Origin of the sequence: Pseudomonas sp. COR18 (assembly GCF_048568395.1) — a bacterium.
GTDB lineage: Bacteria > Pseudomonadota > Gammaproteobacteria > Pseudomonadales > Pseudomonadaceae > Aquipseudomonas > Aquipseudomonas fuscovaginae_B.
Window position 1 is genome coordinate 6,856,223 of record NZ_CP183808.1, and the last position, 14,555, is coordinate 6,870,777.

10 protein-coding genes are annotated in these 14,555 nt (G+C 66.8%); all 10 read left to right on the top strand.

Translation table 11 applies throughout. The features are described from left to right. Positions 1 to 31 precede the first annotated feature (31 nt). The 10 genes from ACM62G_RS30750 (at position 32) to glgX (ending at position 14,473) form a co-directional block, all read left to right on the top strand. Positions 32 to 496 carry an SRPBCC family protein gene (locus ACM62G_RS30750; protein WP_273820416.1) on the top strand — a complete coding sequence of 155 codons (465 nt, stop codon included), beginning with the start codon at positions 32 to 34 and terminating at the stop codon, positions 494 to 496. Between the two features lie 169 nt (positions 497 to 665). Continuing rightward, on the top strand, positions 666 to 1,112 hold the full coding sequence (locus ACM62G_RS30755) for a DUF411 domain-containing protein (protein WP_419736391.1): 447 nt from the start codon (positions 666 to 668) through the stop codon (positions 1,110 to 1,112). 63 nt (positions 1,113 to 1,175) lie between these two features. Further along, positions 1,176 to 2,198, top strand: coding sequence for an alpha/beta fold hydrolase (locus ACM62G_RS30760; protein WP_419736392.1), 1,023 nt, complete (start codon positions 1,176 to 1,178; stop codon positions 2,196 to 2,198). A gap of 10 nt (positions 2,199 to 2,208) precedes the next feature. Further along, positions 2,209 to 3,162, top strand: a complete 954-nt coding sequence (locus tag ACM62G_RS30765) for a D-2-hydroxyacid dehydrogenase family protein (RefSeq protein WP_419736393.1) — start codon at positions 2,209 to 2,211, stop codon at positions 3,160 to 3,162. 476 nt (positions 3,163 to 3,638) lie between these two features. Next, positions 3,639 to 5,204 (top strand): glycogen synthase GlgA, encoded by a 1,566-nt coding sequence (gene glgA, locus ACM62G_RS30770; RefSeq protein WP_054056711.1) that lies wholly within the window; start codon positions 3,639 to 3,641, stop codon positions 5,202 to 5,204. Positions 5,205 to 5,217: 13 nt separating this feature from the next. Next, positions 5,218 to 7,023, top strand: coding sequence for a malto-oligosyltrehalose trehalohydrolase (gene treZ, locus ACM62G_RS30775; protein WP_419736394.1), 1,806 nt, complete (start codon positions 5,218 to 5,220; stop codon positions 7,021 to 7,023). Continuing rightward, positions 7,020 to 9,101, top strand: a complete 2,082-nt coding sequence (malQ, locus tag ACM62G_RS30780) for a 4-alpha-glucanotransferase (protein ID WP_419736395.1) — start codon at positions 7,020 to 7,022, stop codon at positions 9,099 to 9,101. Before treZ ends, malQ begins: the two co-directional genes overlap by 4 nt. Then, positions 9,098 to 11,836: a malto-oligosyltrehalose synthase gene (locus ACM62G_RS30785; protein ID WP_419736396.1), complete on the top strand. Its 2,739-nt coding sequence runs from the start codon at positions 9,098 to 9,100 to the stop codon at positions 11,834 to 11,836. Before malQ ends, ACM62G_RS30785 begins: the two co-directional genes overlap by 4 nt. A gap of 22 nt (positions 11,837 to 11,858) precedes the next feature. Beyond that, entirely contained in the window at positions 11,859 to 12,140 is a 282-nt protein-coding gene (locus ACM62G_RS30790) for a DUF2934 domain-containing protein (RefSeq protein ID WP_419736397.1), read from the top strand. Positions 12,141 to 12,328: 188 nt separating this feature from the next. Beyond that, positions 12,329 to 14,473, top strand: coding sequence for a glycogen debranching protein GlgX (glgX, locus tag ACM62G_RS30795; RefSeq protein WP_054056944.1), 2,145 nt, complete (start codon positions 12,329 to 12,331; stop codon positions 14,471 to 14,473). The last annotated feature ends 82 nt before the right edge of the window (positions 14,474 to 14,555 follow it).

Genomic DNA, 14,555 nt, shown 5'->3' on the forward strand with positions numbered 1-14,555 from the left:
CCTTTAAACAAGGAATGCAGTAGGAGCTAACATGGAACAGCCCTCTTTCCAGACCTATGCCAAAAGCCTGAGCAACGAGATCCATATAGAAGCCGATATTGCCGTGGTCTACGCCTACGTGACCCAGCCGGATCGCTGGCACGAATGGCACCCGACCTCCGTCAGCGCCGAAACCGGCATGCACGGTCCCGTGCCCAGGGATCATCGCTTCACCGAGGTCATCGACCTGCTCGGGTTGCGCGTCGACATGAACTACCGTGTTGTCGTGGCCGACCCGCCCCACACCTTCAAGACCGCCTTCACCTCCTCCGTCGTCGACGGCTGCATCTATTACGAACTCCAGCGTCAGGGCCGCGGCACCCACTTCTGCCGAACCCTGCAGTACATCACCGAACTCAACCTCAACGGCCTGCAGGGCCGCATGCACGAACTGTCGGCCCGGGCACTGAACAACCTCAAGTACGTCCTGGAAACCTCGCGCCATACCCTTGCCTGACAAATCCGTCATCTTCCCCTCAGGTTGCCGACAGCGGCGACGGCGCATCATCGATGCCCGTCGCCGCCTCTCCCGCCCGCAAGAATGTTGCTGACTGTTTCAGAACCCCTTGCGATTGGCGTTATCGGCGAAAATGTCGCCCTCTCACCCAGCCTTCCGGAATCTGCCCATGAAAACCCCACTGCGCATGGTCGCCCTCTCGGCCCTGTTGATCGCCTCCCTGGCCAAGGCCGCCGAACCGCTGTCCATCGATGTCCATCGCGATGCCAACTGCGGCTGCTGCAAGCAGTGGATCGCCCACCTGCAAGCCAATGGCTTCAAGGTCAACGACCACGTCGAGGCGGACATGAGCGCGGTCAAGCAACGCCTGGGCGTGGCACCCCGACTGGCCTCCTGTCACACCGCGGTGATCAACGGCAAGTTCGTCGAGGGCCACGTGCCGGCCGAACAGATCAAGGCCCTGAGCCAGCGCGCCGACCTGCGCGGCATTGCCGTGCCCGGCATGCCCATCGGCTCGCCGGGCATGGAGATGGGGGATCGCCAGGACGCCTTCCAGGTCATCGGCCTGACCAAGTACGGCACCGACCAGGTGATCGCCGACTACCCGGCGCGCTGAGCGCCTTAATCGGCCGTTAATCGTTTCTGCGCAGCATCGGGCGGATTCCCCAGGAGGTCGCCCATGCCCACGTCACGCTCCCTTGTCCTTGGCAGCCTGCTGCTCGCCGCCTCGCTGCCGACCCTGTCCCACGCCGCCGAAGGCCCGGCCTACGGGCCGCAGCTGCAAGGTTTCGACTATCCCTATCCGCTCGAGCACTTCGCCTTCCAGTCCCAGGGCCAATCCCTGCAGATGGGCTACATGGATGTGAAACCCAGTGCGCCGGCCAACGGCCAGAGCGTGGTGCTGATGCACGGCAAGAACTTCTGCGGCGCCACCTGGGACAACTCGATCAAGGCCCTGAGCGCAGCCGGCTACCGGGTCATCGCGCCGGACCAGATCGGTTTCTGCACCTCCAGCAAACCCGCCCACTACCAGTACAGCTTCCAGCAACTGGCGGCCAATACCCATGCCCTGCTGGAGAGCCTCGGCATCCACAAGGCCGTGCTGCTCGGCCACTCCACCGGCGGCATGCTCGCCACCCGCTACGCCCTGCTCTACCCGCAGCAGGTCGAGCGCCTGGCACTGGTCAACCCGATCGGTCTGGAGGACTGGAAAGCCCTCGGCGTGCCGTACCGCACCGTCGACCAGTGGAACGAGCGCGAGCTGAAACTCAGCGCCGAGGGCATTCGCAACTACGAGCGCAACACTTACTACGCCGGGCGCTGGAAGCCCGAGTTCGAGCGCTGGGTCGACATGCTCGCCGGGCTGAACAAGGGCCCGGGGCACGTCGCGGTGGCCTGGAACTCGGCGCTGATCTACGACATGATCTTCACCCAGCCGGTGTACTACGAATTCAAGGATCTCAAGGTGCCCACCCTGCTGCTGATCGGCACCGCCGACACCACGGCGATCGGCAGCGATATCGCACCGCCCGAGGTCAAGGCGCGACTGGGCCGCTACGACGTGCTCGGCAAACAGGTGGCCAAGCTGATCCCGCACTCGACACTGGTGGAATTCCCCGGCCTGGGCCACGCCCCGCAGATGGAAGAACCCGACCGGTTCCACAAGGCCCTGCTCGGCTGGCTGGCCGCACGACAATCATGAGGAGCACCCGATGACGTTGCAGATTGCGGTAATCGATGACTGGCAGGGCGTGGCCGGCGAGGTGGTGGACTGGTCGCTGCTGGATGGCATCGGCCAGGTCAGCTTCCTGCATGACTACCCCGCCGCCACCGAGGTCATGGCCGAACGCCTGGCCGGCTATGACGTGATCTGCGTGATGCGCGAACGCAGCACCTTCGACGAAGCCCTGCTGCGCCGGTTGCCGCGCCTCAAGCTGCTGGTGACCGGCGGCATGCGCAATGCCGCCCTCGATATCCAGGCGGCCAGCGCCCTGGGCATCCAGGTCTGCGGTACCGAGAGCTACAAGCATGCGGCGCCGGAACTGACCTGGGCACTGGCCATGGCCCTGAGTCGCAACCTGGTCCGGGAAGCCAACTCCCTGCGCGCCGGCGACTGGCAGGTGGGGCTGGGCAACGACCTCTACGGCAAAACCCTGGGCATCCTCGGTTTGGGCAGCATCGGCCAGAAGATCGCCCGCTATGGCCAGGCCTTCGGCATGCGGGTGATCGCCTGGAGCCAGAACCTCACCGCCGAACGTGCCGCCGAAGCGGGCGTGGAATACGTCAGCAAGCAGGCGCTGTTCGAGCAGGCCGACCTGCTGTCGGTGCATCTGGTGCTCAGTGATCGCTCCCGCGGCCTGGTGGATGCCCAGGCATTGGGCTGGATGAAGCCGTCCGCCTACCTGGTCAACACCGCCCGTGGCCCGATCGTCGACGAGGCGGCGCTGATCAGTGCCCTGCGGCAGGGCCGGCTCGCCGGCGCGGCGCTCGACGTATTCGAACAGGAACCGCTGCCGGCCGGCCACCCGTTCCGCACCCTGGACAACGTCCTGGCCACGCCCCATGTCGGCTACGTCAGCCAGAACAACTACCGGATGTTCTACAGCCAGATGATCGAGGACATCCAGGCCTGGGCCACCGGCGCACCGATCCGCGTCCTCGGCTGACGCCCCGAAACCGGCCACGCCCGTGCCTTGTACGGGCGCGGTCGGCGCCCCCTTCTCGCCCATCCGCCCCTCGCCCCGCGCCAATCCGGTGCAGACCTCCCTGCCCGCTTGTTCCCGAAAGTTGTCGTGAACCACGCGCCTTATATCCAGTAGGAAACTTTTTGAAATTTGTCGTCTAAATACCGCCCCACCAGTCGGCAACATCTCTCCTACACTGTGTTTCTGGGCCTACTGACCAGCCGGTCATTTCCTCGGAAAAAAAATCGAACCTTCTGAACCGGTCGTCAGTCAGGTTAAAGGTAAGGCGCCTGATCCGGGTGGAACAGGCACAGGCGCCACCCCACTCTTTTTCTTGCTCAGGTGCGTCGAGCGGCCTCGTGCCCCAACCACCCGAGCGGGCGTGTCCGACAAAAGGAAGCGGTTTGGGCACGCTGCGTGAAAGCCATGGATCAGATCGGATAAAACGGGAGAGGCACATGATCAGCGCTGCGTTGGAGATTCAGGGAGAAGGTTTGATTCAGGTCAGCGAACCGGTCCACGTGCCCGTCCCTTCAACGGGAGGGAAGACGTTGTCATCGGTGGTAAGCGTCAACCCCAACAAGAAGAAAGTGCTGTTCGTCACCTCCGAGTTCGCCGACCTGGTCAAGGCCGGCGGCCTGGGCGATGTCTCGGCGGCGCTGCCACGGGCCATGCGCCACCTGCATGATGTGCGGGTGCTGATTCCCGGCTACCCGCAAGTGCTGGACAGCGACAACCCGATCCATATCGTCGGCGAGCTCGCCGGCCACGCGGCTCTGCCCCCCTGCCGGATCGGGCGCATGGACATGCCCGACGGCCTGGTGATCTACGTGCTGATCTGCCCCGAACTCTACGAGCGCGATGGCACCCCGTACGGTGCCAACAACGGCCGCGACTGGCCGGACAATCACATCCGCTTCGCCCGCCTGGGCCTGGCCGCGGCCGACATCGCCGCCAACCTGGGCCAGATCCACTGGACCCCGGACCTGGTCCATGCCCATGACTGGCCCGCCGGCCTGGCCCCGGCCTACATGCACTGGCGCGGCCAGCGCACGCCGACCCTGTTCACCATCCACAACCTCGCCTATCAGGGCGTGGTCAGCCTGGCCTGCTGCCCGGAGCTGGGTATTCCGGCCCACGCCCTGCAACAGGAAGGCATGGAGTTCTACGGCAAACTGTCGTTCCTCAAGGCCGGCATGGCCTACTCCAGCCACATCACCACGGTCAGCGCCACCTACGCCGAGGAGATCACCACTCCGGAATTCGGCTGCGGCTTGGACGGTTTCCTTGCCAGCAAGACCTACCAGGGCCTGCTCAGCGGCATCCCCAACGGCATCGACGAAAGCTGGGACGCGGCCACCGACCATCACCTGGTCCAGCCCTTCCACATCGGCGACTGGGAGGGCAAGGCGGTCAATGCCGCCCACGTGCGCCAGCTGTTCGGCCTCGAAGCATCCACCGGCCCGCTGTTCGCCGTGGTCTCGCGGCTGGTCTACCAGAAGGGCCTGGACCTCACCCAGGCGGTGAGCGAGTTCATCGTCCGCTCCGGCGGCCAGATCGCGATCATCGGTCGTGGCGAGCCGGAGGAAGAGGAAGCCATGCGCCAGCTGGCCCTGCGCTTCCCCGGTCGGATCGGCGTACGCATCGGCTTCAACGAAACCGATGCCCGACGCATGTTCGCCGGCAGCGACTTCCTGCTGATGCCCTCGCGCTACGAGCCCTGCGGCCTCAGCCAGATGTATGCCCAGCGCTTCGGCTCGCTGCCGGTGGCGCGCAACACCGGCGGCCTGGCCGATACCATCGAGGACGGCGTGACCGGTTTCCTCTTCGACGAATCCACCGTGCAAAGCTACGAGTCGGCGCTGCGCCGGGCCTTCAAGGTGTTCGCCTACCCGCCGCTGCTCAATGCCATGCGCTGCCGCGCCATGGCCGCACCGTTCAACTGGTGCAAGGCGGTGGAGCCCTACGCCGAGCTCTATGAAACCTTGGTCGCCAATTCCCGGAGCAGGTCGGGCAAGCACTGAGGAGTGGCCAAGGATGTCGCTAAGGACTCTGGAAACCTGGTCCCACGGCGCGGTCATGCTCGACGCGGAACACACCCGTTTCGCGTTGTGGGCACCGGACGCCTTCTACGTCAGCGTCGAGCTGGAGGATGGCCGCTCCCTGGCCATGCTGCCGCAGAACGACGGCTGGTTCACGTTGGAAACCCGCTGCGCCGCCGGGATCCGCTACCGTTACAACATCGACGGCGAACTGCAGGTCTGCGACCCGGCTTCCCGCTCCCAGGCCGGGGGGATAGCCGAACCGAGCCGGGTGGTCGACCCCCTCGCCTATCACTGGCGACACAAGGACTGGCAGGGACGGCCCTGGCACACCGCGATCATCTATGAGCTGCATGTCGGCGCCCTCGGCGGCTACCGCGCGGTGGAGCAGCACCTGCCGCGCCTGGCCGAACTGGGCATCACCGCCATCGAACTGATGCCCCTGGCCGAGTTCCCCGGCGAACGCAACTGGGGCTACGACGGCGTACTGCCTTACGCGCCGCAATCGAGCTATGGAACGCCCGAAGACCTCAAGCACCTGATCGACAGCGCCCACGGTCATGGCCTGGCAGTGATCCTCGACGTGGTCTACAACCACTTCGGCCCGGACGGCAACTATCTGGGGCGCTACGCCCGGGACTTCTTCCGCGAGGACCGCACGACCCCCTGGGGTGCCGCCATCGACTTCCAGCGCCGCGAAGTGCGCAGCTTCTTCATCGACAACGCGCTGATGTGGCTGCTGGAGTACCGCTTCGACGGCCTGCGCCTGGATGCGGTGCACGCGATCGACGACTCGACCTTCCTGCGCGAACTGTCCCGGCAGGTGCACCGTCAGGTCGACCCGGCGCGCCACGTGTGGCTGACCGTGGAGAACGAATTCAACCAGGCCAGCCTCCTGGAAGAAGCCTATGACGGCCAATGGAACGACGACGGCCACAACGCCCTGCACGTGCTGCTGACCGGGGAGACCGAGGCGTATTACGCCGACTATGCCAAGGAAACCACCCACAAGCTGGCGCGCTGCCTGAGCCAGGGTTTCGTCTACCAGGGCCACCCCAACCGCCACGGTCGCTGCCGCGGCGAACCCAGCGCCCACCTGCCGCCCAGCGCGTTCATCCTGTTTCTGCAGAACCACGACCAGATCGGCAACCGCGCCTTCGGTGAACGCCTCAACCAGCTGTGCCCGCCACAGGCCCTGCGCGCGGCCACCGTGCTGTTGCTGTTGTCGCCGATGATCCCGCTGTTGTTCATGGGCGATGAAACCGGCGCCGAGGAACCGTTCCTGTTCTTCACCGACCACCACGGCGAACTGGCCGATGCCGTACGTGAAGGCCGGCGCGGGGAATTCGCCGAATTCGCCGGTTTCGCCGACCCGCAACGCCGCGCGCGGATTCCCGACCCGAACGCCGCGGCCACCTTCGAAGCCTCGCGACCGAACCTGGTCCCGACCACCGAGGGCAACCGTGGCGCCACCGCGCAGCTCTACCGCCAACTGCTGCAGATCCGCCACCGTGAACTGCTGCCCCGCCTGCCCGGCACCCAGGCACTGGACGCCGAGGTGCTGGCCGAGGGAGCCATCAGCGCACGCTGGCGCCTGGGCGATGGCAGCCTGCTGCGTATCGACCTGAACCTGGGGCCCGAGCCGGTCGAACAGGGCGCCGACGGAGTGATCCGTTGGCTGTTCGAAAGCACCGCCGGGGCCGCCCGGCAACTGGATGAAGGCCAACTGGCGCCCTACTGCGCGCTGGTCGGCCTGAGCAACGACGATGACCCGTCGACCCTCGATGGAGAACGCCCATGAGCGATGCGCAACTTGAAATACTCGCCAGCCGGGCGGGCCTGGCCGTTGACTGGATCGACGCCAATGGCCGGCCGCAGAAGGTCCGGCCCGAGGTCCTGCGCAAGGTGCTGGCCGGCCTCGGCCACCCGGCCCATGACGAGGCCGCCATCGAGGCCAGCCTGCTGGAACTGCAACTGGCGCAACAGGACCAGCAACTGCCGCCGCTGCTGACGGCGGACGTCGACAAGGGCCTGGACCTGGCCCGCTATTTCGCCCCCGACACCCACTGCGAGGTCCACCTGGAAAACGGCTCGGTGCTCCGTCTGCGGCTGGACAACGAAGCGGTCCTGCCCGGGGTGGTGCCGGTCGGCTATCAGACGGTGCGCATCGACGGCCAGCAGTTCACCCTGGCCGTGGCCCCCGCCACCTGCTTCAGCGTCGACGCGGCCACCGACACCCGCCCGGCCCGGGCCTGGGGCCTCGGCGTACAGCTCTATAGCCTGCAACGCCCGGCCGACGGTGGCTTCGGCGACACCCAGGCCCTGGAGGAACTGGCCCGGGCCGCCGGCGAGCGCGGGGCCGATGCCCTGGCGATCAGCCCGGTGCACGCGATGTTCAGCAGCGACCCGAGCCGCTACAGCCCGTACTCACCGTCCAGCCGGCTGTTCCTCAACAGCCTGTATGCCGCACCGGGGGCGATCCTCGGCGAACGCGCCCTGCGCCTGGCGATCGACAGCACCGGGCTGGCCGACGAGCTGCACGCGCTGGAGCAGTTGTCGCTGATCGACTGGCCCCGCGCCGCACGGGCCAAGTACCGCCTGCTGCGCGCGCTCTACGAGGGTTTCCGGCTCGGCGACCATCCTCTGGGCGAGGACTTCGCCAGCTTCCGCCGCGCCGGCGGCGAAGCCCTGGAAAACCACTGCCGGTTCGAGGCCCTGCAAACGCGCTGCGTCGCCCGTGGCGAAAGCGGCGACTGGCGCCACTGGCCGCAAGAATGGCGGCAACCGGACAGCCCGGCCCTGGCCCGCTTCGCCGAGGAACACGCCGAAGACATCGAATTCCATGCCTTCAGCCAATGGCTGATCACCCGCAGCCTGGAGCGTGCGCAGGAGGCCGCGCGCAGCAGCGGCATGGCCATCGGGCTGATCGCCGACCTGGCCGTCGGGGCCGACGGCGGCGGCAGCCAGGCCTGGAGCCGGCAGGACGAACTGCTGGCAGAGCTCACCGTCGGAGCACCGCCGGATGTGCTCAATCGCTCGGGCCAGAGCTGGGGCATCTCCGCCTTCGCCCCCGAAGGCCTCAAGCGCCACGGTTTCCGCGCCTTCATCGAAATGCTGCGGGCCAACTTCGCCTATGCCGGCGGCCTGCGCATCGACCACATCATGGGCCTGCAACGGCTCTGGGTGATTCCCCTCGGCTCGCCGTCGAGCGACGGCGCCTACCTCTATTACCCGATCGACGACCTGCTGCGCCTGCTGGCCCTGGAGTCGTCGCGACACCAGGCGATCGTCCTCGGCGAAGACCTCGGCACGGTACCCGATGGCCTGCGGGAAAAGCTGATCGCCCGCTCGATCCTCGGCATGCGCGTGCTGCTGTTCGAACAGGAATACGGCCATCGCTTCAAACCTATCCTCGACTGGCCGGACAATGCCCTGGCCACCACCACCACCCACGACCTGCCGACCCTGAATGGCTGGTGGCACGCCCGCGACATCGACTGGAACATCCGCCTCGGGCTGATCGACACCGCCACCGCCGACCACTGGCGCCAGACCCGCCAACATGAGCGCGACGGACTGCACCGGGCCCTGAGCAACGACCCGCAGAACTTTCGCGACGAAGCCCACGAGACCGACCAGGTCGTCGACGCCAGCGTGCGCTTCCTCGGCCACACCCGCGCCCCGCTGGTGCTGCTGCCGCTGGAGGATGCCCTGGGCGTGGAAGAGCAACCGAACCTGCCCGGTACCATCGACACCCACCCCAACTGGCGCCGACGGCTGCCGGGCTACAGCAGCCAGCTGCTGGACGATGTCGATGCCGCCCGGCGTCTCGAACTGCTGGCCTGCGCCCGGCTGCAGGCCGCCGAGCGTGACCGATGAGCAGCCTGCGCGCCACGCTGCGCCTGCAACTGCACAAGGGTTTCCCGCTGGACGCCGCCATCGAGTGGGTGCCCTATTACGCCCGCCTAGGCATCAGCCACCTCTACGCCTCGCCGCTGCTCTGCGCCCGCGCCGGCTCGATGCACGGCTATGACGTGGTCGACCCGACCCGGGTGAACCCGGAACTGGGAGGCGAGCCGGCGCTGCGACGGCTGGTGGCGGCCCTGCGCGAACACGGCATGGGCCTGATCCTCGATATCGTGTCCAACCACATGGCCGTCGGCGGTGCCGACAACCCCTGGTGGCTCGACCTGCTCGAATGGGGACGACGCAGCCCCTACGGGGAGTTCTTCGACATCCAGTGGCATTCACCGGACCCGCTGCTCGAGGGCCAGTTGCTGATGCCCTTCCTCGGCAACGACTACGGCGCGGCCCTGCTGGAAGGCTCGGTGGTGCTGCGCTTCGATGCCGAACGCGGCGGCTTCCATGTCGAGCACTACCAGCACCATTTCCCGATCTGCCCGCGGGACTATGGCCAGATCCTCGCCGACCTGCCGGAACTGGACGACCTCGCCGCCCGCTTCAAGGCCCTCAACACCCTGCCCGATGCCTACGGCCGGGCCCGGCAGTTGCGCGCGGAACTGGCCAGCCGCACCGCCAGCCACCCCGTCATCGAGGCCAGCCTGCAACGCTACGACGCCCGGGAACCGGAAGGCTTCGAGCGGCTGCACCGGCTGCTCGAACGCCAGCACTACCGGCTCGCCAGCTGGCGCACCGCTGGCGATGACATCAACTGGCGACGCTTCTTCGATGTCAACGAACTGGGCGGCCTGCGCGTCGAGCGTCCGGCGGTGTTCGAGGCCACCCACCAGAAGATCTTCCAGCTGGTCGAGGAAGGCCTGGTCGACGGCTTGCGCATCGACCATGTCGACGGCCTGGCCGATCCCCGCGGCTACTGCCGCCGACTGCGGCGGCGGGTCGACGCCCTGGCGCCGGGGCGACACCTGCCGATCTACGTCGAGAAGATCCTTGGCCAGGGCGAGAAACTGCACCGCGACTGGAGGGTCCATGGCACCACCGGTTACGAATTCATGAACCAGCTGTCGCTGCTGCAGCACGATCCCCGCGGGGCCGAACCGCTGGCCAGGCTCTGGAGCCAGCTCAGCGAGCGGCCCGCCGCGTTCGGCGAAGAAGCCCGGCTGGCGCGCCAGCAGATGCTCAACGGCTCGCTGGCCGGCGACTTCGAGAGCGTCGCCCAGGCCCTGCTGCAGGTCGCCCGGGACAATGTCATGAGCCGCGACCTGACCCTCGGCGCGATCCGTCGGGCGCTGCAGGAACTGATCGTGCACTACCCGGTGTACCGCACCTACATCAACGCGTGCGGCCGCCCGGCCGACGACGAGCCGTTCTTCCAGCAGGCCCTGGCGGGCGCCCGTACCACCCTCGGCGAAGCCGACTGGCCGGTGCTCGACTATCTGCAGCAGTGGCTCGGCGGCCAACCCTGGCGCCAGCGTCCACCGGGCCGCGAGCGCAAGTTGCTGCGCCACGCCTGCGTGCGCTTCCAGCAACTGACCTCGCCGACCGCCGCCAAGGCCGTCGAGGACACCGCGTTCTATCGCTCGGCGGTCCTGCTGTCGCGCAACGACGTGGGCTTTTCCACCGAACAGTTCAGCGCGCCGCCGGCGGACTTCCACCAGGCCAACCGGCAACGGCTGGCAGCCTTCCCCGACAACCTGCTGACCAGCGCCACCCATGACCACAAGCGCGGCGAGGACAGCCGGGCGCGTCTGGCCGTGTTGAGTGAATGCGCCGACACCTATACCGGCTGGGTCGAACACTGGCGTGAGCTGGCGACTGCGCTGCGCAGCAGCCCGGACGCGCCTTCGCCTGGCGATGAGCTGATGCTCTACCAGACCCTGCTCGGCAGTTGGCCCCTGGACCTGGCCGTCGACGACCAGGCCGCCTTGCGCGACTACGCTGAACGTCTCGGCCAATGGCAGCGCAAGGCCCTGCGCGAAGCCAAGTTGCAGAGCAGTTGGAGCGCGCCGAACGAGGCCTATGAAAACGCCTGCCACGACTTTCTCCAGACGCTGCTGCTCAAGCCCGAGGGGCTGGCACTGCGCACGGCGATCGCCACCGCGGTGCACACCATCGCCCCGACCGGTGCGCTCAACAGCCTGGCGCAATGCCTGCTGCGCATGAGCGTGCCGGGGCTGCCGGACCTGTACCAGGGCAACGAGTTCTGGGACTTCAGCCTGGTCGACCCGGACAACCGTCGCCCGGTGGATTTCGCCACCCGGCAAGCGGCACTTCAGGCAGCGGGCACGCCCGGGGAACTGATCGACGACTGGCGCAGCGGACGGATCAAGCAGGCATTGATCGCCCGGACCCTGGACGTGCGGGCCCGGCACCCGGAACTGTTTCGTCGTGGCGACTATCAGCCCCTGGAGGTGTGTGGCGAACACGCCGAAAAGGTACTGGCCTTGCGTCGTGGCCACGCGACGCAACAGGCCATCGTGGTGGTGCCAAGGCTGGCACATGGGTTGTTGGCCGAGGTCGGTCGGCCCTGGGTAGCCCCGGCGACGTGGGGTGATACCCGGATCAAACTGCCGCTCGCCGCCCCGCACGGCAAATTAAGGGGACTTTTTTCCGCAGGTGCAGTCACACCCCATGGGGAGCTTATGGTCGGTGACGCACTGGGAGACTTCCCGGTCAATCTCTTTACCCAAACTTGAGTGTCTGTTCAGGAGCATGGCGATGAGTACCGACGAAAAACGCATCCGCGAGTTTGCCTATCAGATCTGGGAGTCGGAGGGCCGTCCCGACGGCCAGGAGGCCCGCCACTGGGAAATGGCCCGCAAGCTGGCCGAGGCCGAGGCCCTGGCACCGAGCAGGCCGGCCACGGCCGCCAAGGCCAAGCCCAAGGCCGCCACCGCGGCCAAGCCGGCTACCAAGAGCACGGCCAAGCCGGTGGCGACCAAGGCCACGGAGCCGGCCGTCAAGAAGCCCCGGGCGCCACGCAAACCGGCGGCCAACTGAGCCGCTGAAGAACACCTCGATCCTCCTCTCGCTGGAGCCGGCTTGCCGGCTCCCACAGGGTCCGAGTCGCCCATGGATCGGGGGCGGGAACGGGCTTGCCCGCCAATTGCCCCCTCAGGCATGCCCCCACAAAAGTCCGAACGGTGTCGGGGATATTTGAAGGGCCACCACTCTCAGCAGGAGCACCCATGAGCAAGCCAAAGCACGACAAACCCACTCCCCAGGCCTCGCGTATCCGCGAGGGCCTGCCCTTCCCCCTCGGGGCCACCTGGGACGGCCTGGGCGTCAATTTCGCGCTGTTCTCCGCCCATGCCACCAAGGTCGAACTCTGCCTGTTCGACGCCAGCGGCGAGGTGGAACTGGAGCGCATCGAGCTGCCCGAGTACACCGACGAGATCTACCACGGCTACCTGCCCGACGCCCATCCCGGACTGATCTACGGCTACCGGGTGCACGGCCCCTACGACCCGGGCAACGGCCACCGCTTCAACCCCAACAAGCTGCTGATCGACCCCTACGCCAAGCAACTGGTCGGCGAACTGAAATGGTCCGAGGCGCTGTTCGGCTACACCATCGGCCACCCGGACGGCGACCTCAGCTTCGACGAACGCGACAGCGCGCCCTTCGTGCCCAAGAGCAAGGTCATCGACCCCGCCCACACCTGGGGCCGCGACCAGCGGGTAAACGTGCCCTGGGAGCGCACCATCATCTACGAGGCCCACGTGCGCGGCCTGACCAAGCGCCATCCCGCCGTCCCCGAGGCGATCCGTGGCACCTTCGCCGGGCTGATGGTCGACGAAGTGCTGGAGCACATCCGCTCCATCGGCGTGTCCTCGGTGGAACTGCTGCCGATCCACGCCTTCGTCAATGACCAGCACCTGCTGCACAAGGGCATGACCAACTACTGGGGCTACAACAGCATCGCCTTTTTCGCCCCCGACCCACGCTACCTCGCCAGCGGCAAGATCGCCGAGTTCAAGGAGGCCGTCGCGCACCTGCACGCGGCCGGCCTGGAGGTGATCCTCGACGTGGTCTACAACCACACCGCCGAAGGCAACGAGCAGGGCCCGACGCTGTCCATGCGCGGCATCGACAACGCCTCCTACTACCGGCTGATGCCCGACGACAAGCGCTACTACATCAACGACTCGGGCACCGGCAACACCCTCGACCTGAGCCACCCGTGCGTTTTGCAGATGGTCACCGACTCGCTGCGCTACTGGGCCACGGAGATGCACGTGGACGGTTTCCGCTTCGACCTGGCGACCATTCTCGGGCGCTACCACGACGGTTTCGACGAGCGCCACAGCTTCCTCGTCGCCTGTCGCCAGGACCCGGTGCTGCGCCAGGTCAAGCTGATCGCCGAGCCCTGGGACTGCGGCCCCGGCGGCTACCAGGTCGGTGGCTTTCCGCCGGGCTGGGTCGAATGGAACGATCGTTTCCGCGACACCGTGCGCGCCTTCTGGAAAGGCGACGACGGCCAGCTCGCCGACTTCGCCGCGCGCATGACCGCCTCGGGCGAGATGTTCAACCAGCGCGGCCGACGCCCCTACACCTCGGTCAACTTCATCACCGCCCATGACGGGTTCACCCTGCACGACCTGGTGTCGTACAACGACAAGCACAACGAGGCCAACGACGAGAACAACCAGGACGGCAGCAACAATAACCTGTCCTGGAACCATGGCGTCGAGGGCCCCACCGACGACCCGGCGATCAACGCGCTGCGCCTGCGCCAGATGCGCAACTTCTTCGCCACCCTGCTGCTGGCCCAGGGCACGCCGATGATCGTCGCCGGCGACGAATTCGCCCGCACCCAGCACGGCAACAACAACGCCTATTGCCAGGACAGCGAAATCGGCTGGGTGAACTGGAACCTGGACGACGACGGCCACTCCCTGCTCGCCTTCGTCAAACGCCTGGCCAAGCTGCGTCTGGCCTACCCGATTCTGCGGCGCGGGTGTTTCCTGGTCGGCCGCTACAACGAGGAACTCGGGGTCAAGGACGTCACCTGGCTGTCACCCGATGGCAACGAAATGACCACCGAACAGTGGCACGACCGCCACGGCCGCTGCCTGGGCATCCTGCTCGACGGCCGCGCCCAGGTCTCCGGCCTGCGCCGCACCGGGGCCGACGCGACCCTGCTGATCGTGGTCAACGCCCACCATGACGGGGTCAACTTCCGCCTGCCGGCCGTGCCCCAGGGCCGCTACTGGACCTGCATGCTCGACACCAACGACGCGCAGATCCATGGCCGCGAGCAGTTCGACTTCGACCGCGAGTACACCGTGACCGGGCGTTCACTGGTGCTGTTCGAATTGCACCGGGAATAGGGGGCGGCGTCTCGAAGCGACAATAAAAAGTCGCATTTCGGGCCACATGAGCGATACTTGAATTCGGCGCTTCAGGATCGAG

Excerpts from the sequence above, each read along its gene's own strand:
- ACM62G_RS30750 (WP_273820416.1), top strand. The coding sequence starts at position 32 with ATGGAACAGCCCTCTTTCCAGACCTATGCCAAAAGCCTGAGCAACGAG.
- ACM62G_RS30755 (WP_419736391.1), top strand. The coding sequence starts at position 666 with ATGAAAACCCCACTGCGCATGGTCGCCCTCTCGGCCCTGTTGATCGCC.
- ACM62G_RS30760 (WP_419736392.1), top strand. The coding sequence starts at position 1,176 with ATGCCCACGTCACGCTCCCTTGTCCTTGGCAGCCTGCTGCTCGCCGCC.
- ACM62G_RS30765 (WP_419736393.1), top strand. The coding sequence starts at position 2,209 with ATGACGTTGCAGATTGCGGTAATCGATGACTGGCAGGGCGTGGCCGGC.
- glgA (WP_054056711.1), top strand. The coding sequence starts at position 3,639 with ATGATCAGCGCTGCGTTGGAGATTCAGGGAGAAGGTTTGATTCAGGTC.
- treZ (WP_419736394.1), top strand. The coding sequence starts at position 5,218 with ATGTCGCTAAGGACTCTGGAAACCTGGTCCCACGGCGCGGTCATGCTC.
- malQ (WP_419736395.1), top strand. The coding sequence starts at position 7,020 with ATGAGCGATGCGCAACTTGAAATACTCGCCAGCCGGGCGGGCCTGGCC.
- ACM62G_RS30785 (WP_419736396.1), top strand. The coding sequence starts at position 9,098 with ATGAGCAGCCTGCGCGCCACGCTGCGCCTGCAACTGCACAAGGGTTTC.
- ACM62G_RS30790 (WP_419736397.1), top strand. The coding sequence starts at position 11,859 with ATGAGTACCGACGAAAAACGCATCCGCGAGTTTGCCTATCAGATCTGG.
- glgX (WP_054056944.1), top strand. The coding sequence starts at position 12,329 with ATGAGCAAGCCAAAGCACGACAAACCCACTCCCCAGGCCTCGCGTATC.